The sequence below is a fragment of the Pseudomonas sp. G11 genome (assembly GCF_029457515.1).
Taxonomy (GTDB): Bacteria; Pseudomonadota; Gammaproteobacteria; order Pseudomonadales; family Pseudomonadaceae; genus Aquipseudomonas; species Aquipseudomonas gorinensis.
This window is the reverse complement of record NZ_CP120377.1, coordinates 6,521,737-6,544,971: the sequence shown is the minus strand read 5'-3', so window position 1 is coordinate 6,544,971 and position 23,235 is coordinate 6,521,737. Positions and strand designations below refer to the sequence as shown.

At 61.3% G+C, this 23,235-nt stretch carries 19 protein-coding genes; 7 read left to right on the top strand and 12 right to left on the bottom strand.

Translation table 11 applies throughout. The features are described 5' to 3' along the window. Positions 1–22: 22 nt before the first annotated feature. The 7 genes from P2T68_RS30165 to gap all read right to left on the bottom strand — a co-directional run bounded on the left by P2T68_RS30165 (position 23) and on the right by gap (position 9,156). Positions 23–2,161: a methyl-accepting chemotaxis protein gene (locus P2T68_RS30165; RefSeq protein ID WP_277378677.1), complete on the bottom strand. Its 2,139-nt coding sequence runs from the start codon at positions 2,159–2,161 to the stop codon at positions 23–25. A gap of 139 nt (positions 2,162–2,300) precedes the next feature. Continuing rightward, complete coding sequence (locus P2T68_RS30160) at positions 2,301–2,702, bottom strand: YbaN family protein (protein ID WP_024077200.1); 402 nt, start codon at positions 2,700–2,702, stop codon at positions 2,301–2,303. Between the two features lie 170 nt (positions 2,703–2,872). Continuing rightward, positions 2,873–3,481: a biliverdin-producing heme oxygenase gene (locus P2T68_RS30155; protein WP_277378676.1), complete on the bottom strand. Its 609-nt coding sequence runs from the start codon at positions 3,479–3,481 to the stop codon at positions 2,873–2,875. Positions 3,482–3,614: 133 nt separating this feature from the next. Then, positions 3,615–6,179, bottom strand: a complete 2,565-nt coding sequence (locus tag P2T68_RS30150; protein WP_277378675.1) for a TonB-dependent receptor — start codon at positions 6,177–6,179, stop codon at positions 3,615–3,617. A 116-nt stretch (positions 6,180–6,295) separates the two neighbouring features. Next, complete coding sequence (locus P2T68_RS30145) at positions 6,296–7,261, bottom strand: FecR domain-containing protein (protein ID WP_069076913.1); 966 nt, start codon at positions 7,259–7,261, stop codon at positions 6,296–6,298. A 77-nt stretch (positions 7,262–7,338) separates the two neighbouring features. Continuing rightward, complete coding sequence (locus P2T68_RS30140; RefSeq protein ID WP_024077196.1) at positions 7,339–7,857, bottom strand: sigma-70 family RNA polymerase sigma factor; 519 nt, start codon at positions 7,855–7,857, stop codon at positions 7,339–7,341. A 297-nt stretch (positions 7,858–8,154) separates the two neighbouring features. After that, a complete protein-coding gene (gene gap / locus P2T68_RS30135) occupies positions 8,155–9,156 on the bottom strand; it encodes a type I glyceraldehyde-3-phosphate dehydrogenase (protein WP_015885658.1) in 1,002 nt (333 codons plus the stop codon). A 221-nt stretch (positions 9,157–9,377) separates the two neighbouring features. Between gap and edd the strand changes: the two genes are divergently transcribed. The 4 genes from edd (at position 9,378) to P2T68_RS30115 (ending at position 14,484) form a co-directional block, all read left to right on the top strand. Further along, complete coding sequence (gene edd / locus P2T68_RS30130) at positions 9,378–11,204, top strand: phosphogluconate dehydratase (RefSeq protein WP_277378674.1); 1,827 nt, start codon at positions 9,378–9,380, stop codon at positions 11,202–11,204. Continuing rightward, positions 11,201–12,157 (top strand): glucokinase, encoded by a 957-nt coding sequence (locus P2T68_RS30125; protein WP_277378673.1) that lies wholly within the window; start codon positions 11,201–11,203, stop codon positions 12,155–12,157. Before edd ends, P2T68_RS30125 begins: the two co-directional genes overlap by 4 nt. 133 nt (positions 12,158–12,290) lie before the next feature. Continuing rightward, on the top strand, positions 12,291–13,025 hold the full coding sequence (locus P2T68_RS30120; RefSeq protein WP_024077192.1) for a response regulator transcription factor: 735 nt from the start codon (positions 12,291–12,293) through the stop codon (positions 13,023–13,025). After that, positions 13,015–14,484 carry an ATP-binding protein gene (locus tag P2T68_RS30115; RefSeq protein WP_024077191.1) on the top strand — a complete coding sequence of 490 codons (1,470 nt, stop codon included), beginning with the start codon at positions 13,015–13,017 and terminating at the stop codon, positions 14,482–14,484. Before P2T68_RS30120 ends, P2T68_RS30115 begins: the two co-directional genes overlap by 11 nt. Positions 14,485–14,547: 63 nt before the next feature. On the opposite strand, the gene P2T68_RS30110 is transcribed toward P2T68_RS30115, so the two are convergent. Continuing rightward, positions 14,548–15,477, bottom strand: a complete 930-nt coding sequence (locus P2T68_RS30110; RefSeq protein ID WP_277378672.1) for an AraC family transcriptional regulator — start codon at positions 15,475–15,477, stop codon at positions 14,548–14,550. A 328-nt stretch (positions 15,478–15,805) separates the two neighbouring features. On the opposite strand from P2T68_RS30110, the gene P2T68_RS30105 reads away from it, so the two are divergent. Both P2T68_RS30105 and P2T68_RS30100 read left to right on the top strand, forming a co-directional pair. After that, positions 15,806–16,147, top strand: coding sequence for an antibiotic biosynthesis monooxygenase family protein (locus tag P2T68_RS30105; protein ID WP_024077189.1), 342 nt, complete (start codon positions 15,806–15,808; stop codon positions 16,145–16,147). Positions 16,148–16,189: 42 nt separating this feature from the next. Continuing rightward, positions 16,190–16,435 (top strand): hypothetical protein, encoded by a 246-nt coding sequence (locus P2T68_RS30100; RefSeq protein WP_024077188.1) that lies wholly within the window; start codon positions 16,190–16,192, stop codon positions 16,433–16,435. 126 nt (positions 16,436–16,561) lie between these two features. On the opposite strand, the gene P2T68_RS30095 is transcribed toward P2T68_RS30100, so the two are convergent. Beyond that, entirely contained in the window at positions 16,562–17,194 is a 633-nt protein-coding gene (locus P2T68_RS30095; RefSeq protein WP_069076917.1) for a flavin reductase family protein, read from the bottom strand. Positions 17,195–17,388: 194 nt separating this feature from the next. Between P2T68_RS30095 and P2T68_RS30090 the strand changes: the two genes are divergently transcribed. Further along, complete coding sequence (locus P2T68_RS30090; protein WP_024077186.1) at positions 17,389–18,144, top strand: membrane protein; 756 nt, start codon at positions 17,389–17,391, stop codon at positions 18,142–18,144. 55 nt (positions 18,145–18,199) lie between these two features. On the opposite strand, the gene P2T68_RS30085 is transcribed toward P2T68_RS30090, so the two are convergent. From P2T68_RS30085 to P2T68_RS30075, 3 genes are all read right to left on the bottom strand, one after another. Further along, complete coding sequence (locus tag P2T68_RS30085; RefSeq protein WP_024077185.1) at positions 18,200–19,519, bottom strand: MFS transporter; 1,320 nt, start codon at positions 19,517–19,519, stop codon at positions 18,200–18,202. A gap of 295 nt (positions 19,520–19,814) precedes the next feature. Further along, a complete protein-coding gene (locus P2T68_RS30080) occupies positions 19,815–21,140 on the bottom strand; it encodes a sigma-54 dependent transcriptional regulator (RefSeq protein WP_024077184.1) in 1,326 nt (441 codons plus the stop codon). After that, the gene (locus P2T68_RS30075; protein WP_277378671.1) at positions 21,134–22,900 is read right to left on the bottom strand and encodes an ATP-binding protein; all 1,767 of its coding nucleotides are present in this window, start codon (positions 22,898–22,900) and stop codon (positions 21,134–21,136) included. Before P2T68_RS30075 ends, P2T68_RS30080 begins: the two co-directional genes overlap by 7 nt. Positions 22,901–23,235: the final 335 nt, after the last annotated feature.

Sequence of the window (23,235 nt, the reverse complement as noted above, 5' to 3'; positions counted from 1 at the left end):
CACATGGGTCCTGTTGTGTTTTTTAAACCCTGAACTGATCCATCAACTTCATCTGCTGGCTGGCCAATGCGTTGAGTTGGCTGCTGACCGCCGCCGACTCGGTGGCCTGTTCGGTCAGGGTCTCGGTCACGCTGCGGATCGCCGAGACGTTGCGATTGACCTCTTCGGCCACCGCGCTCTGCTGCTCGGCGGCGCTGGCGATTTGCAGGTTCATGTCGCTGATTACCGTCACTGCGTCGCTGATCTTGCCCAGGGCCTGCACTGCCTGATGGATCTGCCCGGCGTTGCTCTGGGCCTGGTGCTGGCTGGAGTGCATGGTCGCCACCACTCCTCGGGTGCCGCTCTGGATGCGTTCGATCACCAGGCGGATTTCCTCGACCGAGTCCTGGGTGCGTTTGGCCAGGTTGCGCACTTCATCGGCTACCACCGCAAACCCTCGCCCGCTTTCCCCGGCACGTGCGGCTTCAATCGCGGCGTTCAAGGCCAGCAGGTTGGTCTGTTCGGCAATGCTGCGGATCACTTCCAGTACGGAACCGATCTGCTCGCTGTTGACGGCCAGGGCTTCGACTTCGCTCACGGCTTTGCTGACTTCTTCAGCGAGGGTGGTGATGTCGCGGGTACTTTGCTCGATGATCGACATGCCTTCACGCGCCGACTGGTCCGCCCCGCGTGCGGCACTGGCGGCATTCGAGGCGCTGTTGGCGACGTCATGGGCGGTGGCGCTCATTTCGTTGGAGGCGGTGGCCACTTGGTCGATTTCGCGGAATTGCACCTGCATGCCTTCGCTGGTCTGGCGTGCAATGGCCGAGGACTGGTCAGCCGTGCCGCGCGCTTCGGTGATGCTTTGCTTGATTTGCGCGATGGTCGGTTGCAGCTTGTCGAGGAAGCGGTTGAACCAGTTCACCAGTTCGCCCAGTTCATCTTTCTTGGCGTAGGCCAGACGCTGGGTCAGGTCACCGTCGCCGCTGGCGATGTCCTTGAGCATGGCGGCCACACTGTTGATCGGGCGGGTCACGCCGGTGGCGGTCAGCCAGACCAGCAGCAGGCCCAGCAAACCGGCAGCCGCCGCCACCAGCAAGGCCTTGAGCGTGCCGCTGGCCTGGGCGTCGTCGAGCAACGCTTGCAGCTTGACGTTATCGGCCAGCATCACGCTTTTGGGCAGCTTGATCACGATGCCCCAGGCTTTGGCGTCGGCAATCGGCTTGACCGGGTACACGGCGCGAATGGTCCCGTCCTGTTCGCGGATCATGCGGTTATCGCTGGCCAGCAGTTGCACGATTTCCTTGCCTTCGGCGCCAAGGGTATCGATCAGGTTCTTGCCGATCTTGGCCGGCTCGCCACTGTAGGCGGCAATCAGACCGGTGCTGGAGAGAATCTCCAGGTGGGCCGCACCGTTGAACAGGTCGTGCTGCGCGGCATCGGTGGCGGCTTGCAGGGTGTTGAGGGCGATGTCGACACCGACCACGCCGATCATTTTACCGTCCACGATCAGTGGCTGGGCGATGGTGGTCATCAGCATGGGTTTGCCGCCCACCGTATCTTCATACGGGTCCAGCAGGCACGTATTACGGGTGTCCCGTGGGCAGGTGTACCAGATGTTGTAGGGCGTACCGTTGAGGGTGAGGGTGGTCTTGTTCAGGTCATCCTCGACCATGATCGTGTTCAAGCCCTCGCCGCCGGCGCGGCTCCAGTAGCTGGAGAAGCGGCCTTTTTCGTTGGACACACGGGCCTTGTCATTGATGAATTCGCTGTCCTTGCCATCCAGGCCGTTGGGTTCGAACGACAGCCAGAAACCCAGCACCTTGTTGTTGCGCTCGAAGGCGGTTTTTACGCTCTGGTTGAGTTCTTCACGCAGGGCGCCGGCCTCAAGGGAGCGCTTGGTCCCGAGGTTGCGCAGGTCTTTGATCTGGTCGGCCAGGGCGGTCAGGGCCACCAGGCTATCGCCAAAGGTCTTCTGCAACTGTACCGCTTGCTCCCCGGCCTTGGCCTGCAGCAGTTGTTCCACGCTGGCAGTGAGCATTCGTGAGCTTGAATCGCTGACCAACTGATCGTTCTGGTGGGTGTTGTAGATATTGATACTGACGACCAGCGCAATCACCCCCAGCAGGCAAAGGCCGGACAACAGCACGATTTTCAGGCGGATGGAGAGGCTGATGAACATAGGCTTACTCGCGAATGAACGTGTTGGAGGGCAAGCAATTCAGGCCAATTCCATTCAGCGCTATGTCTGAAACATCGGCGTAACAAATCAATTCATGAGAGGTAGGCGATAAGCGGTAGGAAAACGGCTACAGTCGGCGTCACACGGGCTGTGCGAGCCGTTCGGGGCGTGACCAGATCCACAGGTTGCCCAGGCTCATCCCGGCGATTGCGAGGTAGACCGGCCAGCCGTGATCCAGCATCACCAGCATCAGCCCGGCGCACAGCAGCATGCTGACGGTGGCGCTGAACTTGGCCCGGCGCGTGATGATCTTGCCGTTGCGCCAGTTGAACAGGATCGGTCCGAACAGGCGGTGGTTTTCCAGCCAGGCACTCAGGCGTGGCGAGCTTTTGGTCGCGGCCCAGGCGGCCAGGAGGATGAATTCGGTGGTGGGCAAACCCGGCACGACAATCGCCACCAGCCCGATGCCCAGGCTGACGTAGGCCAGCAGGCCGAAGAGAATCTGCGCGATTTTCGAGGTGGATTGGGTTTTGCCGGTCATGGTGAAGCTTTTCTGGGGGAAGGTTTACAAAAAGTCCGCACTGAAATGCGATCAACATGTGGGAGGGGGCTTGCCCCGATGGCGGTGGGTCAGTTACCTATTTGTTGGCTGATGCACTGCTATCGGGGCAAGCCCCCTCCCACATGTCGACCGCATTTCAATTTGGGGGATCAGGCCAGTTCAGGGGCGCTAGCGTACGCCTGTTCCAGCAGCACGGTGAAGCGCACAAACGCATCCACCGCGCCTTTTTCCGCTGCGGCGTCTTCTTCGGCGCTCAATTCGAGCGCGTCGAGGGTACGGGTGAAGCGCTTCCAGCCTTCGGCACGACCGCCGGCCGGCTCACCGAGGTGGCGAGCCCCGAAGGTTTCGCTCAGGCCCAAGCCCACGGCACGCTTGATCAGGAACGCCGCGCCCAGCTTGGAGCCTTCAGACACGAACAGCCAGCCCAGGGCTTCGGCCTTGCTCGGGTTGTTCACCGCGCCGGCAACCGGTGCAGGCACTTGCGTGTCCAGGTCGGTCAGGTCCAGCTTGGCCGCTTCGGCGCGGCAGCGTTCGGCCAGGTCGGGGATGATCTTGATCAGCTCGGCATCGTTGTACAGCGCCACCAGTTCCGACTGGAACAGGTACTGCGCGACCACGAAACGCGCGAAGTTGGCCTGGGATTCAAACGGTGCATGTGCCTTCACCAGCGCGTCGAGCCGGGTATGTGGCGCGTGGGTGATCTGGTTCAGGCGTTGGGAGCGCAGGCTTGGGCGTTCTGCGGTAGGAGAAGCGGTCATGAAAAAGTCCTTGAGAAGGGGAGCGCCTGTTGCCCTGAAGAGAGCTGTTATCAACTAGACGAACAAGAAGACGCGGCACAGTAAAAAATCCTCACCTCGCCGCTGACATTTCGACGAGGTGAGTCGGGTGTTGTCAGATATCCCAGATCACGTTGATCGCAAAGTTGCGACCGGGCTGGGTCAGGCGGTCGAGATTGGCAGGGCCGGTCACCGCGGCTTCACCCACGCTGTCGTAGCTGCGCACGTCATCCCAGTTCCAGTACTTCTTGTCGGTGAGGTTGTAGAGGCCGCCATTGATGGTCACGTCGTTGGTGACTTTGTAGAAGGCGGTCAGGTCGACGACACCGAAACCAGGGGTCTTGAAGGGGCCGCTGGTGTCGCCGTCCGGTGCGTGGAAGGTACTGCTGTCGACGCGATCCTGCTTTTTCACCAGGGTCCAGCTCAGCAGGCCACCGTAGTTGTCCTGCTCGTAGCCCAGGCCGAATACGCCTTTGAGCGGGTTGACGCTGTTCAGCGGTTCGCCGTTATCGTCGTTGCGACCGTAGGCATAGGACACCGAACCTTGGGTGTACAGGCCCTGAGGTGCACCGAACGCATCCAGGTTCAGGCGGCCTTTGGCTTCCGCGCCCTTGATGGTGGCGCGCTTGATATTGATGGCCTGGAACTGTTCGAGGGTGCCGCCGACAACGGCGTTGTCTTCGTCGATGAAGTCGCGGTACTTGTTATAGAACGCGGTGATCTCGAAGGAGCCCGCGTCGAACTTGCCGCGAATCCCGGTTTCGAGACCCTTGCTGGTTTCCGGCTTGAGGTCCGGGTTCGGCTCGACGGTGTAGCCCAGGTTCAGGTTTTCAAAGCGGCCGTACAGCGCCTTGGCGGAGGGTGTACGGAAACCTTCGGCATATTGGCCGAACCAGGTGTATTGATCGGTCAGGGCGTAGGTCAGGCCAAACTTGGGCGTCACGCGGTGCCAGGTCTTTTCCTGGTCGCTCACGGGGTCGGCCCCCGTGGGGTTTACGGTATTGAGGAACGCCTGGGTCAGCTTGGGCTTGAGCTGGGTGTAGTCGTAGCGCACGGCGGGCAGGAAGGTCCACCTGCCCCAGGTGACCTGGTCTTGTGCAAACAGCGAATAGGTGTTGATGGTCGGGTCCGGGAAGTCGCTGGATTTATTCACGCTGTCACTGGCCATTGGGCTGGGCGCGCCCACGGCCGTGCAACCACTGCCGACGACCAGGCAGGTGGCGCTGCCTTCGCGCGAGCCGGTGACTTTTTGCTGCTTGAGGGTGGTGCCATAGGTCACTTGGTGATCGGTCTCACCGAGGCTGAACGCTTTGTCCAACTGCGCGTCGAAAACCCACTGTTTTTCTTCGTAAAGCGTGTCGCGGGTGCGCAAGACGCGACGGCCCGATTGATAGATTTCGGCGGTGGTCTGGTCGGTCTTGGCGATCTGGTAGTTGAGGCTGGTCTTGATGCGGTCGGCAATCGGCGACTCAAGGGCAACGCTGTTTTCCAGGCCGAAACGTTCACGGGTAATGGTGTCGTTACCGCGACGATCACGGTAGAGGTTGAAGCCTCGGCCGCCGATGAACGGGCCGCCCACCGCGTTCTTCAGGTTGACGTCGCGATCATCCTTGTACTTCTCATACGTCAGGCCCAGGCGGTTGTCATCGCCATAATTCCAGCCCAACTTGGCCAGCACGTTGGTGGTGCGCGCGTCCTCCGGGTTGGCGCCCGTGCGGGCCAGGCCGGTAGCGTTGTTGCCGTCGTAGGATTCGGTTTCATGGCCATTGCGCTGGCTCAGGTGCAACAGGCCGTCGAAGTCCTGCAAACGGCCGGCGACCGTGGCGGAGGTCAGCCAGCTTTCGTCGGCGGAGCTGTAGCCGGTTTTCAGACGGGCGCCGACGTCCTGGCCGGGCTTGATGATGTCATCCGGGTCAAGGGTGAAGTAACTCACCGCGCCGCCAATGGCACTGCTGCCGTACAGGGCCGAGGCCGGTCCGCGCAGGATCTCCACGCGCTTGACGATTTCCGGGTCGACGTAGTTGCGACGGGTCTTGGCGTAGGGGCCGTTGAAGAAGTTGTCCGGCACTTCGACACCATCCACCTGGGTGAGGATGCGGTCGCCGTCGATGCCACGGATGTTGTAGCCCGCGTTGCCGGAACGGGTGCCTGCGCCGCCCACCGAGACGCCGGGCTCGTAGCGCGCCAGTTCGCGAATGGTGTTGACGTTCTGGCGGTCCAGCTCTTCGCGGCCATGCACGCTGACGGTGCTCGGTACGCTGTTGATGTCCTGCTCATTACGGGTGGCGCTGATGGTCACCTGTTGCAGATTCAACGTGCTGCCCGCCACGCGCTTTTCCAGCACGATGTTGTTATTGCCCAATTTGCGGTAGCTCAGGTTGGTCCCCACCAACAAGCGCTCCAGGGCTTTTTCCGGTGACAGCGCACCGTGTACGCCAGGGGACGATACACCCTGGCCCAGCTCCGCCGGCAGGCCGATTTGCCAGCCGGTCACGCTGGTGAAGGCATTCAGGGCCGAGACCAGCGGCTGCTGCTCAATGCTGAAACGGTAGTTGCCGTGGCTGCGGGCAACGGGCTCGGTGGTCGTGGCGGCCATCACGGGCGCACCGGCCAGCAGGATGGCGACGGTCAGCAAGGACAGCACGGGCGAAGAAGACCGGCGGTTGAAACGAGAGGACATCGAGAGCGCTCCGGAGGTACGAGTCTTATAGTTGCGAACCGTTCCAAATAGGAATCAGTTGCATTGGCTAAGACGAGACGTACTGCTGTAGGCTATCGAGTAAAAATAATTCTCATTTAGTTCAAGATCACCAGCGCCGGATATTCCGACAGCTTGGCCGAGGTGATGTGCGCCAGGGAACGCACCACGTCCAGCGGTTGGTCGAGGCGGTAATTGCCGGTGACGGCGATGCTGGCGAGCTTGTCGTTGGTGTTGACGATCCAGCCCGGGTAATAGCGGCGCAATTCGGCAAGCACTTCGCTCATCGGGCAGTTTTCGAAAATCAGCCGGCCCTGGACCCAGGCCAGGTCTTTGTTGGCATCGAGTTTGGCGGGCGGCCCAAAGCCCTTGGGGCCGATACGGATGCTTTCGCCCGCGCTCAAGCGCACACGGGCGTCGTCGAAGGTAGTGCTCAGGTCGACATCGCCGCGCTGCACTTGCACCTGGGCTTCGCCATTGAGGTAGCGCACGGCGAAGGCCGTGTCGCGCACGCTGGCGCGGACGGGGCCGGCGTCGATTTCCAGGGGCAGGCCGCGGCTGGGTACCACTTCGAAAAACGCCTCGCCCTGGTACAGGCGGGCGATGCGCTGATGGTCCTCGATGCGGCTGGAAAACGCCGAATTGGTATTCAGCAGTACTTTCGACCCATCGTCCAATTGCAGGCGCTGGCGCTCACCCACCACGGTGAGATGGTCCGCCTGCAGGCGCACGGGCAGGTTGCTGAAACTGAACAACCCCAGCAGCAACACGGCAGCGGTGGCCAAGGGTTTCCAATGCGGCTGCAGGCGACGCCAGGCGCTGGGTTTGCGTGGCGCCGCCAGGGCCACCGCGGCACTGTGTACGGGAGCGCCACCCCAGGCAGCCTGCGCCTTCCCGAACGCATGGACGTGCGCCGGGTCGCGGGCCAGCCACGCTTCAAACTCGGCCTGCTGCCCGGCCCGCGGGCACTGCAAGGCGATCAGCCAGTCCAGTGCCTGGTCCATAGCCGGGTCTTGCAACACCTCATCCGCCAGCTCATGGGGGCGCAGGTTATTCGGGTCCATCACGGTGTGCCTCGGGTCTTCGCCACGTTTTATTTATCTTTTCTACAGCCTTGGTCGACATTTCTGTCGGATGAAGCTTAAGGCTGATCCAGCCGTTCGGCCACACCTACGCAGATGGCCATGATCAATTTCAGTTCCTTTTGCACGGTGCTCAAGGACACGTTCAACTGATCGGCAATCTCCTGGTAGCTGCAACCGTGCAGGCGGCTGAGGATGAAAATCTGCTGCTGGCGCGCGCTCAACCGGCCAAGGCTGACACTCAAGTGTTCGAGCAATTGTTCGGCCTGGGTGGCGTCTTCGGGGGTGCTGATGGGGGCAGCGACGCTTTGCAGGATGTCCAGTGGCACATCTTCCTGCAGCGTGCGGGCCTGGACCCTGCGCGAGCGCAAGTGATCCAGCGCCAGGTTACGGGCGGTCTGGTAGACGAAGGGTTCAAGGTGGTCGATCGGCCGCTCGCTCAGGGCCCGGGTGACGCGCAGGTAGGTTTCCTGCACCAGGTCTTCGGCGGTGCTGGGGTTATTCACCATCCGCTGCAAGGTGCGTAGCAGAATCAGCCGTTGGCTGAGAAAGACATGGTTGAAGCGAGATAGGCTCACAGTGATACCTGACCGATTGGCAGTTAATGATAATGCTTATCATCAATGCGAATGGCAAGTGGCACTTTGCTGCAACACGGTGAACTCTGCAGACGCGCGCTTTTGTGGCGAGCGGGCTTGCCCCGCGTTGGGCTGCGTAGCAGCCCTAATAAGAACACCGCGTTTTTCCAGGCAAAACGCGGCGGCAGTTTTTGGGGCTGCTACGCAGCCCAACGCGGGGCAAGCCCGCTCGCCACAACAAGCCCGCTTGCCACAGTAAGCCCGCTTGCCACAACAAGCCCCGCCTGAACACAGGCGTTATTCGGCGTTGCACAGCGCCAGGCAGTTATCCAGCATGCGGTTGGAGAAGCCCCATTCGTTGTCGTACCAGGCCAGCACCTTCAGCAATTTGCCGCTGACCTTGGTGTGATTGGCGTCGAAGATCGACGACAACGGGTTATGGTTGAAGTCACTGGATACCAGCGGCAGGGTGTTGTAGCCGAGGATTTTCGAGTGCTGGCTGGCTTCCTTGAGCAGCGCGTTGACTTCTTCCGCGGTAGCTTCTTTCTTCAGTTGTACGGTGAGGTCCACCAGCGACACGTTGATCACGGGTACCCGAACGGCCATGCCGGTCAGTTTGCCCGCCAGTTCCGGCAGTACCAGGCCAACCGCTTCGGCGGCGCCGGTCTTGCTCGGGATCATGTTCTGGGTGGCCGAACGCGCCCGGTACGGGTCGGTATGGTAGACATCGGTCAGGTTCTGGTCGTTGGTGTAGGCGTGAATCGTGGTCATCAAGCCGCTTTCGATGCCCAGCTCGCGATGCAGCACTTGGGCCACCGGCGCCAGGCAGTTGGTGGTGCAGGAGGCGTTGGAGATGATCTGGTGGGATTGACGCAGAATGTCATGGTTCACGCCGTAGACCACGGTAGCGTCCGCGCCCTTGGCCGGGGCCGAGATGATTACCTTGCGCGCGCCAGCGGTAATATGGGCGGCCGCCTTGTCGCGGTCGGTGAACAGACCGGTGCATTCGAACACCACGTCGATCTTGTGCGCGGCCCATGGCAGGTCGGCCGGGTTGCGAATGGCACTGACGGCGATCCGGTCACCGTTGACGGTCAGGCTTTCCTGATCGTGGGCGACCTCTGCCTCGAAAGTACCGTGTACGGTGTCGTATTTGAGCAGGTGGGCATTGATCGAACTGTCGCCCAAATCATTGATGGCGACGATCTGCAAATCCTGGCGGTAGCCTTGGGTATACAGTGCGCGCAGGACATTGCGGCCGATACGGCCAAAACCATTGATTGCGATTCGAAGAGTCATTGGAAAGTGCCTGTCGTCGATTTGTTGTAAGAATTACAAGATTATTCGCATAAAAATAGAAAACAAGCCTTTTTAGTGGCAATATTTTGTTCAATCTACAACGAGTGACCTGAATCAACTGGTCCGATGATTTAAACGACTCCCTGCCATCCCATGTGCTGCGGGCGTTTGATCAGCATAGACACTCAGGTCGCCACATCCGTTAGCCTGGAGTTCTACACATGCATCCCCGCGTTCTTGAGGTCACCGAACGGCTTATCGCCCGCAGTCGTGCAACCCGTGAGGCATACCTTGCGCTCATTCGCGGCGCAGCCAGCGACGGCCCGATGCGCGGCAAGCTGCAATGCGCCAACTTTGCCCATGGCGTGGCCGGTTGCGGCACCGAAGATAAAAATAGCCTGCGCATGATGAACGCCGCCAACGTGGCAATTGTTTCGTCATATAACGACATGCTCTCGGCGCACCAGCCGTATGAACATTTCCCTGAACAGATCAAGAAAGCCCTGCGCGAAGTCGGCTCGGTCGGCCAGTTCGCCGGCGGCACCCCGGCCATGTGCGACGGCGTGACCCAAGGCGAGCCCGGCATGGAACTGAGCCTGCTCAGCCGTGAAGTGATCGCCATGTCCACGGCGGTAGCGCTGTCCCACAACATGTTCGACGCGGCGCTGATGCTGGGCATCTGCGACAAGATCGTGCCCGGCCTGATGATGGGCGCACTGCGCTATGGCCACCTGCCGATGATCTTCGTTCCTGGCGGGCCCATGCCGTCGGGCATCTCCAACAAGCAGAAAGCCGATGTGCGCCAGCGCTACGCCGAAGGCAAGGCCAGTCGCGAAGAGCTGCTGGAATCGGAGATGAAGTCCTACCACAGCCCTGGCACGTGCACCTTCTACGGCACTGCCAACACCAACCAGCTGTTGATGGAAGTGATGGGCCTGCACTTGCCCGGCGCCTCGTTCGTCAACCCGTACACGCCGCTGCGCGATGCGCTGACCCGCGAAGCCGCCCATCAGGTCACGCGCTTGACCAAGGCGAACGGCAACTTCACGCCAATCGGTGAGATCGTCGACGAGAAATCCATCGTCAACTCCATCGTCGCCCTCAACGCCACGGGCGGTTCCACCAACCACACCCTGCATATGCCGGCCATCGCCATGTCGGCGGGGATCATCCTGACCTGGCAAGACATGGCCGACCTCTCTGAGGTGGTGCCCACCCTGTCCCACGTGTATCCAAACGGCAAGGCCGACATCAACCACTTCCAGGCGGCGGGCGGCATGTCGTTCCTGATCCGCGAACTGCTGGAAGCCGGCCTGCTCCACGAAGACGTCAATACCGTGGCCGGCAAGGGCCTGAGCCGCTACACCCAGGAACCGTTCCTGCTCGACGGCGAGCTGATCTGGCGCGATGGCCCGATCGAAAGCCTCGATGAAGCCATCCTGCGCCCGGTGGCCCGTGCGTTCTCCCCGGAAGGCGGCTTGCGCGTGATGGAAGGCAACCTGGGCCGTGGCGTGATGAAAGTCTCCGCCGTGGCGCCGGAGCACCAGATCGTCGAAGCTCCGGCGGTGGTGTTCCAGGACCAGCAGGACCTGGCCGATGCGTTCAAGGCCGGCCAGTTGGAAAAAGACTTCGTCGCGGTGATGCGCTTCCAGGGGCCACGCTCCAACGGCATGCCGGAACTGCACAAGATGACGCCGTTCCTTGGCGTATTGCAGGACCGTGGCTTCAAGGTGGCGTTGGTGACAGACGGGCGTATGTCGGGCGCGTCGGGTAAGATCCCCGCCGCGATTCATGTCAACCCCGAAGCCCAGAGCGGCGGGCCGCTGGCACGGGTGCGCGATGGCGATATCATTCGTGTGGATGGCGTGAAAGGCACCTTGGAGCTTAAGGTGGACGCCGAAGAATTTGCAGCGCGCGCGCCAGCCACGGGCCTGTTGGGCAATAACGTGGGGGCCGGTCGCGAGCTGTTTGCATTTATGCGCTTGGCCGCAAGCTCCGCAGAGCAAGGCGCCAGCGCCTTTACCTCTGCCCTGGAGACGCTTAAGTGAAGCTTGCGCTGGTCGGTGATATCGGGGGTACCAACGCCCGTTTTGCGTTGTGGCGGGATCAGGCCCTACATTCGATTCGTGTGCATGCCACGGCGGATCACAGGAGCCCTGAAGACGCGATCAAGGTCTATCTCCAGGAAGAAGGCCTGAAAATCGGCGACATCGGTGCGGTGTGCCTGTCGGTGGCCGGTCCGGTGAGCGGGGATGAATTTAAATTCACCAACAATCACTGGCGTTTGAGCAAGACTGCGTTTTGCCGGGCTTTGCAGGTGGATGAGCTGTTGCTGGTGAATGATTTCTCGGCCATGGCCTTGGGCATGACCCGCCTTAAGCCCGACGAGTTCCGCGTGGTCTGCGAAGGCACGCCGGAGCCGTTGCGCCCGGCGGTGGTGATCGGCCCGGGCACCGGCCTGGGTGTCGGCACCTTGCTGGACTTGGGCGGCGGCCGTTGGGCCGCGTTGCCGGGGGAGGGTGGTCATGTCGACCTGCCCCTGAGCAGCCCGCGGGAAGCCCAGCTGTGGCAGCACATTTACAATGAGATCGGCCATGTCAGCGCCGAAAGCGTCTTGAGTGGCGCCGGTTTGCCGCGTCTGTACCGGGCGATCTGTGCCGTGGACGGCCACACCCCGGTGCTGGAAACTCCTGAAGCCGTGACGGCGGCAGGCCTGGCCGGCGACCCGGTGGCGATGGAAGTCTTGGATCAGTTCAGCATCTGGCTGGGCAGGGTCGCGGGTAACAACGTGCTGACCACGGGTGGTCGCGGTGGCGTCTACATCGTGGGCGGTGTGATACCGAGGTTTGCCGACTTCTTTATCCACAGCGGTTTTGCCAAAAGCTTCAGCGACAAAGGCTGCATGAGCGACTACTTCAAAGGTATTCCGGTGTGGTTGGTGACCGCGCCGTATTCCGGGTTGACCGGGGCTGGCGTCGCACTGGAACAGGCGTTTGCATAGGGACTGATGGCCTCATCGGGGCAAGTCCCCCCCACATTTGGAACGTATTCCAATGTAGGAGGGGTGGTGCGACGATTCGACTTGCCCCCGATGAGGCCATCAATAACACCCCCATAACAACAAGGAGGACCCCGTGAGCGTAATCAGTAAATCGATTCTCCTCGTCGATGACGACCAGGAAATCCGCGAATTGCTGCAAACCTACCTCAGTCGTGCCGGCTTCCAGGTGCGTGGCGTGCCGGATGGCGCGGGGTTCCGCCAGGCGATGAACGAAGCGCCGTGCGACCTGGTTATCCTTGATGTGATGCTGCCGGACGAAGACGGTTTCAGCCTTTGCCGCTGGATTCGCCAGCACCCGCGCCAGGCGCAGGTGCCCATCATTATGCTCACGGCCAGTTCCGACGAAGCCGACCGCGTGATCGGCCTGGAGCTGGGCGCCGATGACTACATCGGCAAACCCTTCAGCCCCCGCGAGTTGCAAGCGCGCATCAAGGCCCTGTTGCGCCGCTGCCAGTTTGGCCAGGAGCGCAGCGGCAATGGCGACGTGCTGGTGTTCGATGAATGGCGCCTGGACATGATCAGCCACCGCCTGTTTCATGTGGACGGTGAAGAGGTGATTCTCTCCGGTGCCGACTTTGCCTTGCTCAAGTTGTTTCTCGATCACCCGCAACAGATCCTCGACCGCGACACCATCGGCAACGCCACCCGTGGCCGTGACCTGATGCCGCTGGACCGCATCGTCGACATGGCCGTCAGCCGCCTGCGCCAACGCCTGCGCGATACCGAAAAACCCCCGAGGCTGATCCGCACTGTGCGTGGCAGCGGTTATCAACTGGCAGCCAGCGTGGTTGCCGGCAATGCCCACTGAACACCTGACCGAGCGTCGCCGGCGCTTCCCGGTACCGCGTTCGTTGCTGGGGCGCATGCTGCTGTTGACCTTGCTCGCGGTGTTGTTCGCCCAGGCGTTGTCCAGCGTGATCTGGGTTTCGCAATTGCGCGCCACCCAGCTCGAAGGCTTGGTCACCAGCGCCCGCAGCCTGGCGCACTCGATGACCGCGAGCGTGAGTTATTTCCGTTCGCTGCCGGTGGCTTACCGCCCCTTGGTGCTCGATCAGTTGCGCAGCATGGGCGGCACCCGGTTTGTGGTCACCCTCAACGATCGCCCGCTGGACATGGCGATATTGCCGCAGACCCCGCGCAAGCAAGCGGTGCTGGAAGCGGTCGACGAAGTGCTGCGCCAGACCCTGGGCGCCGACGTGCATATCTCGGTGGAGTTCGTCAGCGCCGAAGACCTGCGCATCTTCAACGCCGGTTTGAAGCTCGATGAACTGCCCCGCTCCTGGGCGCATTACGCGCTGACCCTGGAGCCGGTGAATCCACCGGTACTGGTCACCCAGATCCAACTCGCCCCCGGCGAATGGTTGTACATTGCCTCGCTGTTGCCCGAGCCCTACACCAGTCTCGAAGAACAGGGCCTGCCGTCCCAGCAGGTGTGGTTTATCGTGCTGACCAGTGGCTTTTTACTGCTGTTCATCGGCCTGCTGGTGCACTGGCAGAGCCGGCCACTCAAGCGCCTGGCACGGGCGGCGCGGGATATGTCCCTGGGCGCCGACGTGGAGCCGGTGGCCGAAGGCGGCGGCAGTGAAGTGGTGGAGGTAGGCCGTGCGTTCAACGCCATGCGCGAACGCATCAGCCGTTACCTGACCGAACGCAGCCAGTTGTTCAGCGCCATTTCCCACGACCTGCGCACGCCAATTACCCGCCTGCGCCTGCGGGTTGAATTGCTTGAAGATGAGAACCTGCAAACCAAGTTCGGCCGCGACCTGGATGAGTTGGAGTTGTTGGTCAAAGGCGCGCTGCAATGTGTGAAAGACACCGACATCCACGAAAACATCGAACCGGTGGACCTCAATCATGTGCTCGAATGCCTGGTGGAGCCCTATGTGGCGCCCAATGGCAACGGCCGCGTCACGTTGGACGGCTATGCCTTGGCGCCTTACCCGGGCAAGCCGCTGGCGCTCAAGCGCTGCATCGGCAACCTGATCGACAATGCCTTGAAGTATGGGCAGAACGCGCATTTGCACATCGAGGACGATGGCGCGGAATTTATCCTGCACGTGGACGACGAAGGTCCCGGCGTACCGGAACAACGTCTGGAGCAAGTCTTCGAACCGCACTTCCGCCTTGCCGGCCAGCAGCAGGGCTACGGTTTGGGCCTGGGCATTGCGCGCAATATCGCCCATAGCCATGGCGGCGAGGTGAGTTTGCAGAACTTGCGCGAAGGCGGCTTGCGAGTCACGTTACAACTCCCCCGAACCCTGGATTAGCAAACAGCGCCGATCAAATGCGGGAGGGAGCAAGCCCCCTCCCACATTTTGATCTTCATTGGCTCAGACGCTCTGGCGCAGTCTTGCCAAATCCCTCAACGGCGGCGCCCCAAACAACCGGCTGTACTCCCGGCTGAACTGCGACGGGCTTTCATACCCCACCCGATACCCGGCCGCCGACGCTTCCAGCCCTTCGGCGATCATCAGGCGCCGCGCCTCCTGCAAGCGCAACTGTTTCTGGTATTGCAGCGGGCTCATGGCGGTGATTGCCTTGAAGCGGTGGTGCAAGGTCGAGACGCTCAGGTTCACTTCCTTGGCCAAGTCATCAATGCGCAGCGGTTGTTCGTAATTGCCGTTGAGCCACTTGATCGCCTGGCTGACCCGATGGCTTTGGCTGTTGGCCACGGCAATTTCATACAACCGATAACCTTGCGGCCCACGCAGCAAGCGGTAGAGGATTTCACGGTTGATCAACGGCGCGAGCATGGCGATGTCTTTCGGGGTATCCAGCAGGCGCGCCAGGCGCAGCACGGCGTCGAGCAACTGGAGGTCGATGCGGTCCACATACATCCCGCGCGATGTCGGACGCGTGGGCACGCCCATGGGGCCGGCTTCGGCGATCAAGGCCGTGAGCTGCGCCGGGTCGATATTGATGCGCACCGACAGGTTCGGATCTTCCGGCGTGGCATCGATGATCCGCCCGGCCACCGGCATCGCCACCGAGAACACCAGGTAGTTGAGCGGGTCGTAGGCAAAGATTTCGTCGGCCAGGCGCACTTCCTTGCTGCCGTTGGCGAGGATGCACAACGCCGGTTCCACCAGCACCGGCATGAAGTCACGCGGCGTGTTGTGGCGGTTCAGGAACAGTGACGTAATCGCCGTGCCATAGGAGCCGTCTTCCCAGGTATGACGATGCACGATACTCGCCAGCTCGGCGCGCTGTTTTTCCGTCTCGGCATCGAGGGGCATGGACTGATGTTCGGGCGACGACATGAGGCGTCCTCTGCATGCTTTTTTGATGGGCTCAGCTTAGCGGCCGCTTTTCAAACAGTGTTACGACGATTCTGCACAATCCTTGCCTGATCCTGCGACCTTTCGTGAATCAGGCAAGCGTAGGGGCTGTCATCTCCCTGAAACAAGGCGTTTGCCCACGGAATAAACCGGCGGGCCGAGCGTCCTTCTCTACGCTTTTCGCAGGATTGTGCAATAAGCCGGCAGGAATCGACTAACCGCGCTCACCATTGCGCCGCTATCTTTGATCCTGTGGCAACACACCCTCACAGTGCTTGCCGAGCATCACTTCTCAACGGGAGAGTCGAATATGTCCACCCCCATTCCCGCGAGCCATATGGCCTTTATCCGCGCCCGCAGCGGGTGCAGCACCGAACTCGGTGCACGCTTGAGCAGTTTGATCGAACCGGGCCGCCAGGCTCAGGGTTGCTTGCAATTTTCGTTGCAGCATTCCCAGGTCGACCCCGATGTCTGGTTGGTCTCCGGCTTCTGGAGCAGCGAGCAGGCAATGAGCGCTTACTTCAGTTCGCCGGCCCTGATGCTCTTCACCGAATTGTTGAACGACATGGTGGTGCGCAGCATGGACTTCCAGACCTTCACCGATGCATCCGCCGCCAACGCCTACGGTGAGTACCTGCAACTGGCCGGTTAATGGTTAGAATGGCCAACTTTTCCATTGGCCAGGACCTGCAACATGGCACGTAAACAATTTGCCCACCACGAAGCCGTTTCCGCCGTAGTACCGGGTGAAGGGGCCTACAGCGCTGCCGTCGCCGTCAAGGCACTGGATGGCATGGGTGCCCCGAAATTTCACAAGATCCTGGATGGGCAGACGTTCAAGACGGCCTCCGACGCCGATGATGCGGCCACCGTGCAGCTTGAGCGGTTGATCGATGTTGATGAAGAGGGTCAACTGACCTGGGCGAGCGCCGCCAGCTGAACAACGCCGACAATCTAATGTGGGAGGGGGCTTGCCCCCGATAGCAGTGTGACAGTCAACAAAGATGTTGAATGTGCCATTGCCATCGGGGGGAAGCCCCCTCCTACTTTTTTGACTGTATTTCAGTCAGGGTTTGGTGGCGCCTGGGCGATACATCTTGAACAGCGCCTCAGGGCCCAATTGGAAGTAATCCGCCGGGCCGCCGCCCCGCAGGATCGGCTCGGCGGCGGCGGTGTCGTAGATCCCGTCCTTGAGCAGCCACTTGGCAATGTGCACCGCGACCACCTCGCCCAGCACCAGCCAGCTTGGCACCGGTTGCTTGTCCGCACGTTGCAGCTGGATGATCTGCGTGACCTTGCACTCGAACGATACCGGGCTCTCGCCCACCCGCGGAACGCTCACGATCTTCGAAGCCACCGGTGTCAGCCCGGACAACTCGAATTCGTTCACCTCTGGTCCTACCGCCGCGCAACTCTGGTTCATCTGCTCGGCCAACGGGCGGGTGGCCAGGTTCCAGACAAACTCGCCGGTCTGTTCGATATTGTTCAGGCTGTCTTTGCGCCCGACACTGGAAAAACCAATGATCGGCGGAATGTAGTTGAACGCGTTGAAGAAACTGTAGGGCGCCAGGTTCAGGCGGCCGTTGCTGTCGTGTGAGGAGATCCAGCCAATCGGCCGTGGACCGACGATGGCATTGAACGGGTCATGGGGCAGGCCGTGGCCGTTGGCGGGTTCGTAGAAATAGATATCGTCAGGCATGGCCGGGGTTCCTGCTGCGGGGTTCGGGAAGGTAGCCATAGTGCAATCCACGGCAGTGAATTTCCATTGGCCCTATGGAATTTTCATTCAACGCCCACCTATTTTTCACAGCGCCCCGTTCAGTCTGCGCGCAACGTCGACACCCCCTATAAGTCGGCTATTTGACAGACTGAGCTTCGGAGCCTTGCCCCCCAATGAACAAACTTCCTCAGATCACCCTGGCGTTCTGGGTCATGAAAATCTGCGCAACCACCCTGGGCGAAACCGCCGGGGACTTGCTGTCGATGACCCTGAACGTTGGCTACGCCATCAGCTCGATGATCCTGATCAGCGTGTTCCTGGTTACCCTGGTGACGCAACTCTGGTCGAAAGCCTACAACCCGGTGCTGTACTGGATTGTGATCCTGTCCACCAGCACTGCCGGCACCACCATGTCGGACTTCATGGACCGCAGCCTGGGCCTGGGTTATGCCACGGGGTCGATGATCCTGATCGTGATTTTGATGATCATCTTTGCGTTGTGGCACCTCAGTGGCGACTCGCTGAACGTGAACAAGGTGCAGACCTTCCGGGGAGAGTTGTTCTACTGGATGGCGATCCTGTTCTCCAACACCCTGGGGACCGCGCTGGGCGACTTCCTGGCGGATGATTCCGGGCTCGGCTTCGCCGGTGGCGCGTTGTTGATTGGCTCCACCATCGCAGCGGTGGTGGCGCTCAAATACTTCACGCGGATTTCGTCGGTGTTGTTGTTCTGGGTGGCCTTCGTGCTGACTCGGCCATTTGGTGCGACCCTGGGCGATTTCCTGACCAAGCCCCACGAAAAGGGCGGGTTGGACTTCGGCACCATCGGTTCGTCGGCGGTGTTGGCGGCGGTGCTGGTGGTGATGATTGTCGGGGCGTCGTACGCACAGCGACGCTATGTGCGGCGCGAAGTGGCAGAGTTGTCCTGATGCCAAATGTGGGAGGGGGCAAGCGCCCTCCCACATTTTTTACTGCATCCAGCGGTTAGTCCGTGGTAATCCGCGAATGCTTGCGGGTGTCCTTCATGGTCACATAGACCGCCAGAGACACCGCGATACAGGCCGTCACGTACCAGTAATAACCGGTTTCCATGCCAATGCTCTTGAACCACAGCGCGATGTATTCAGCGGTACCGCCGAAGATTGACACGGTCAGTGCATACGGCAGGCCCACGCCCAGCGCGCGGATTTCAGTCGGGAACAGCTCGGCCTTCACCACCGCGTTGATCGAGGTGTAGCCGCTGACGATGATCAGCGCCGCCATGATCAGGAAGAACGCGCCCCACCAGGTCTGGATGGTGTGCAGGGTGGTGAGGATCGGCACGGTGAACAGGGTGCCGAGGATACCGAATGCGATCAGGATCGGCCGACGGCCGATCTTGTCCGACAGCCCACCGACCAGGGGTTGCAGGCACATGAACAGAAACAGCGTGGCCGCCGAGATGGTGGTGGAGTCGGAGATGCTCATGCCGACGGTGTTCACCAGGTACTTCTGCATGTAGGTGGTGTAGGTGTAGAAGGCCAGGGTACCGCCCATGGTCAGGCCGACCACGGTCATCAGTTCCTTGGGGTGGCGCATCAAGGTGCGCATTGCGCTTTCCTTGGCTTTTTCCTTCTTGGTGAACGACTCGGTTTCTTCCATGCCACGACGCAGGTACAGCGCCACGACCGCGCACAGGGCGCCGATGGCGAACGGGATGCGCCAGCCCCAGGCATACAACTGCTCGGTGGTCAGCAATTGTTGCAGCACGATTAGTACGGCCAGAGCGATGAGCTGGCCAGAGATCAGGGTCACGTATTGGAAGCTGGAGTAGAAACCACGACGCTCCTTGGTTGCCATCTCGCTGAGGTAGGTGGCGGAGGTGCCGTATTCGCCCCCGACCGACAGGCCCTGCAGCAAACGGGCAAATACCAGCAGGATCGGCGCGCCGATACCGATGACTTCATAACTCGGGCTCAGGGCAATCAGCAGCGAGCCGAAACACATCAGGTACACCGAGGCCATCAAGGCCTTTTTACGCCCCACTTTGTCGGCGTACAGGCCCATCAGCCAGCCGCCGATCGGGCGCATCAGGAAGCCCACGGCGAAGATCGCGGCGGTATTGAGCAGTTGGGCGGTGGTGTCGCCTTTCGGGAAAAAGGTTTTTGCGAAGTACAACGAGAAAGCGGCGTAGACGTACCAGTCGTACCACTCGACCATGTTGCCGACAGAGCCGCTGAAAATCGACTTGATCCGGCTGGAAGTGGTGCGCTCTTTTGTCGGCGCGGCCGCCGACCCCAGAGGCAGGGCGTTGGAGTTATCCATTGAAGGATCCTTCATCTAGTTGTTTTTATGGAGCGGCGTGAGCAAAGCGAACGCAGCCTGGCTCGAGCTATAGCAGGAGCTGTGCCAGCTGGATGAACGCCCGGTCTAGAGGGGTTTGGCGGATTTTTTGAGCGGAAAGTCGCTGATGGTTTTAAGGGGGGTGAGCGGAAATCCGCTTATCGCTGCAGGCCTCATCGGGGGCAAGCCCCCTCCCACACTTGAGCGTGTTCACAGATCAAAATGTGGTAGGGGGCTTGCCCCCGATAGCGGCCTGCGAGTCAACACAAGGATTCGCCTAGAGAAACATCTCCCGCACCAACCCATGGCGCTGCATCTTTTCATTGAAGGTACGGCGCGGCAGTTGCAACTCGGCCAGCACCGCCTTGATATCGCCCTTGTGCCGCGCCAGCGCGGCTTTCAGGCAGTGCGCCTCGAACGCCTCCTGCTGCGCCGCCAGCGATTGCCCGACCTCGATGCCCTCGGGTTCCGGATCGCCCAGCCCCAGGACCTGACGTTCGGCGACGTTGGCCAGTTCGCGCACATTGCCCGGCCAGTCATGGCTGAGCAGGCGTCCCAGTTGCGGGCCGCTCAATGGCTCGGCACTGCGGCCCAGGCGTTCGGCGGCGCTCTGGGCAAAGTGCTCGTACAGCAAGGGAATATCTTCGCGGCGCTCACGCAGCGGTGGCAGGCGCAGTTGTGCGACGTTCAACCGGTAGGCCAGGTCTTCGCGAAAGCGCCCGGCGCGAGCCTCTTCCAGCAGGTCCGGCTTGGTGGCGGCGATGATGCGCAAATCGACGTGGATGCTTTGGTTGGAGCCGAGCCGCTCCAGCTTTTGCTCCTGCAGCACCCGTAGCAATTTCACTTGCTGGGCCAGGGGCATGCTTTCGATTTCATCCAGGAACAGGGTGCCGCCGTGGGCGTATTCCAGCTTGCCGATGCGCTTGCCCTGGGCGCCGGTGAATGCACCGCTTTCGTGGCCGAACAACTCGGCTTCAAACAGCTGCTCTGGGATCGCCGCGCAATTGAGCGCCACAAACGGCTTCTTCGCCCGAGGACCAAAATCATGCAGGCAGCGGGCGACCATTTCCTTGCCGCTACCGGTTTCGCCACGGATCAGCACATTGACCGGCAACGTCGCCAGGTCCAGCACCTGGCGTCGCAGGTTTTGCAAACTTCGGGACACCCCCAGCAGGCTGTTCTCCAGTTTCTCCCGGTGGTCGGCCTGTTGATGCAGGCGACGGTTTTCGAGAATCAGCCCACGTTTGTCCAGCGCGCGGCGCAGGCTGTTGAGCAGCGCATCGGGGCTGAAGGGTTTTTCCAGGAAATCGTAGGCACCGTCGCGCATCGCTTCGACGGCCATCGGTACGTCGCCATGGCCAGTGAGCAATATCACCGGCAAGTCGGCATCACGGCGCTGCACTTCGGCCAGCAGCTCCAGGCCGCTGAGCCCGGGCATGCGCACGTCGCTCAGAATCACCCCGGGAAAATCCTTGGGCAACTGCGCCAGGCACGTTTCGGCACGGCTGAAAAGCTGCACTTCAAATCCCGACAGGCTCAACCATTGCTCGACGGCCGTGCGAATGCTGGTTTCGTCATCGACCACAATCACCGCATTCAACATAGGTCGGGTGTCTCCAGTGCGATAGGCAGGGTCAGGGTGAAGACGGCGCCGTCGCCACGGTTGCCGGCGATCAGGCGCCCGCCCAGTTCGTGCACGATAGCGTAGGAAACCGCCAACCCCAACCCGAGGCCGTCTCCCACCGGCTTGGTGGTGAAGAAGGGGTCGAACACGCTGTTCAGGTGTTCTTCGGCAATGCCGCCACCGCTGTCGCTGACGGTCAGTCGCCACAGCTGCTCATCAGCGTGCAGGTGGATTTCGAGGCGTTTGCGCGGCTTGTTCGCCATCGCATCCAGGGCATTGCGCAGCAGGTTGATCAGTACCTGTTCCAAGCGGATCGCATCGCCGCGTACCCAGGCGGGGCGGGTCAGGTCCAGCAGGGTGCCGATGCCTTCATCGCGCAGGCGCGCGTCGAGCAACTGCAGAGACTGATCGACTACGGTGGCCAGGTCCAGGCGTTCGCGCAGGCCGCTGGGGCTCTTGCGCGCGAAGGTCTTGAGGTGGCCGGTCAGCGCGGCCATGCGTGTGAGCATATCGTCCAGTGGGGTCAGGGCCTTGTAGGCATCGTCTATACGGCCGTGGTCAAGCAGCAGGCGCAGGGTCGCCAACTGCATGCGCTGGGCGGTCAGCGGTTGGTTGATTTCATGGGCGAGGGCGGCAGACATCTGCCCCAGCGCCGCCAATTTGGCCGATTGCACCAGGCCGTCCTGAGCGGTGCGCAGCGCCTGGGTACGCTCCTCCACAAGCTGTTCGAGCTCTTCGCGGCTGCGCTGCCGCAAGCGGGCCAGGCGCCAGCGCTGGGTCAGGAACAGCACCAGAAACACCAGCGCCAGCCAGGAGCCAGCGGCGGCCAGGCCGGCGTTGCGTTGGTCTTCAAAGGCGAATTGGGGCTTGCGCAGCAGGTGCAGGGTCCAGCCCTCGGCCTTCAGCGGCAAGGATTCCCAGATGTAGTTGGCGTTGCCGTCAGGTCCGTTGACGCGCATCAGGTGACTGTTGTCGTCGAAGCGTTGCAACGCCTGGGTTTCCAGGGGCTGCAATTGTTTTTTGTCGTATTGGCGGGTGGCCTTGAGTTCGGCCAGGTCGCTGGCCGACAGCGGGCTCAGGTTGCGATAACGCCAGCCGGGCTGGTTGGCGATAAACACGATACCGCGCGCGTCGCTGACCAGCAGCAGGTCATTGCCCTGGGCCCACTCGCGTTCAAGCTCGGGGAATTCCAGCTTGACCACCATGGCGCCGAGGAACTGCTCATGTTCATCGAGCACCGCGCTGGAGAGGAAGTACCCCGGCACCCCGGTGGTCACCCCGACCGCATAAAAGCGCCCGGCGCCCTGGCTCTGGGTTTGGCTGAAGTAAGGTCGAAACGCGTAGTTGTGCCCGACATAACTGCTGGGCAGGTTCCAGTTACTGGCGGCCACGGCCAGGCCGGTGCGGTCCATCAACTCCAGGGTGGAAGACTGGGCGGCACCGTTGATGCGTTCCAGTTTGCGGTTGAGCATGTCCTGGGTGGTGGCATCCAGCGGACCTTTCAAGGCGCTGATCATTTCCGAGTCCAAGGCCAGTACGGCGGGCAGGGCGCGGTAGCGTTCGATCAAGGTGTGCAGGGAGTTGGCGTACAACGCGAGTTGCTGGTTGGCGCGGGCGGCATCGTCCACCAGGGCCACGCGTTCGGCGTGGCGCGTGGCCAGGGCCGCGGCCAGCAGTGCACCGGCGATGATGAGCAGGGAATAGAAGGTCAGGCGCAGTGGGCGAGGGATCGCGATCATACGATGATGAACAGGCACAGTAAGGGGGAGCACCATAGCATGAGCTGCCTGGATCTTGTGGTGGGAGAGGCTACGGTGGCTAGAGGGCTTGTTGTGGCAAGCCCTAATGCCGTTCAGTTAAGCGTACATCGCCTTCTGTAGGAGCGAGCTTGCTCGCGAAAAACGTCAACGATAACGCGTGTTTCCTGAGTGAACGCGGCGCCTGTGAGTTCTTCGCGAGCAAGCTCGCTCCTACAAAAAAGCCTTAACTGAACGGCATTATGGCAAGCCCGCTCGCCACAGGACGCCTGGTCGCCCGTGACCGCCTCGATTGCCAAAGGGCAATCGGCAGTCAG

Excerpts from the sequence above, each read along its gene's own strand:
- P2T68_RS30165 (WP_277378677.1), bottom strand. The coding sequence starts at position 2,161 with ATGTTCATCAGCCTCTCCATCCGCCTGAAAATCGTGCTGTTGTCCGGC.
- P2T68_RS30155 (WP_277378676.1), bottom strand. The coding sequence starts at position 3,481 with ATGACCGCTTCTCCTACCGCAGAACGCCCAAGCCTGCGCTCCCAACGC.
- P2T68_RS30090 (WP_024077186.1), top strand. The coding sequence starts at position 17,389 with ATGAACAAACTTCCTCAGATCACCCTGGCGTTCTGGGTCATGAAAATC.
- P2T68_RS30100 (WP_024077188.1), top strand. The coding sequence starts at position 16,190 with ATGGCACGTAAACAATTTGCCCACCACGAAGCCGTTTCCGCCGTAGTA.
- edd (WP_277378674.1), top strand. The coding sequence starts at position 9,378 with ATGCATCCCCGCGTTCTTGAGGTCACCGAACGGCTTATCGCCCGCAGT.
- P2T68_RS30115 (WP_024077191.1), top strand. The coding sequence starts at position 13,015 with ATGCCCACTGAACACCTGACCGAGCGTCGCCGGCGCTTCCCGGTACCG.
- P2T68_RS30095 (WP_069076917.1), bottom strand. The coding sequence starts at position 17,194 with ATGCCTGACGATATCTATTTCTACGAACCCGCCAACGGCCACGGCCTG.
- P2T68_RS30110 (WP_277378672.1), bottom strand. The coding sequence starts at position 15,477 with ATGTCGTCGCCCGAACATCAGTCCATGCCCCTCGATGCCGAGACGGAA.
- P2T68_RS30105 (WP_024077189.1), top strand. The coding sequence starts at position 15,806 with ATGTCCACCCCCATTCCCGCGAGCCATATGGCCTTTATCCGCGCCCGC.
- P2T68_RS30075 (WP_277378671.1), bottom strand. The coding sequence starts at position 22,900 with ATGATCGCGATCCCTCGCCCACTGCGCCTGACCTTCTATTCCCTGCTC.
- P2T68_RS30160 (WP_024077200.1), bottom strand. The coding sequence starts at position 2,702 with ATGACCGGCAAAACCCAATCCACCTCGAAAATCGCGCAGATTCTCTTC.
- P2T68_RS30080 (WP_024077184.1), bottom strand. The coding sequence starts at position 21,140 with ATGTTGAATGCGGTGATTGTGGTCGATGACGAAACCAGCATTCGCACG.
- P2T68_RS30145 (WP_069076913.1), bottom strand. The coding sequence starts at position 7,261 with ATGGACCCGAATAACCTGCGCCCCCATGAGCTGGCGGATGAGGTGTTG.
- gap (WP_015885658.1), bottom strand. The coding sequence starts at position 9,156 with ATGACTCTTCGAATCGCAATCAATGGTTTTGGCCGTATCGGCCGCAAT.
- P2T68_RS30150 (WP_277378675.1), bottom strand. The coding sequence starts at position 6,179 with ATGTCCTCTCGTTTCAACCGCCGGTCTTCTTCGCCCGTGCTGTCCTTG.
- P2T68_RS30085 (WP_024077185.1), bottom strand. The coding sequence starts at position 19,519 with ATGGATAACTCCAACGCCCTGCCTCTGGGGTCGGCGGCCGCGCCGACA.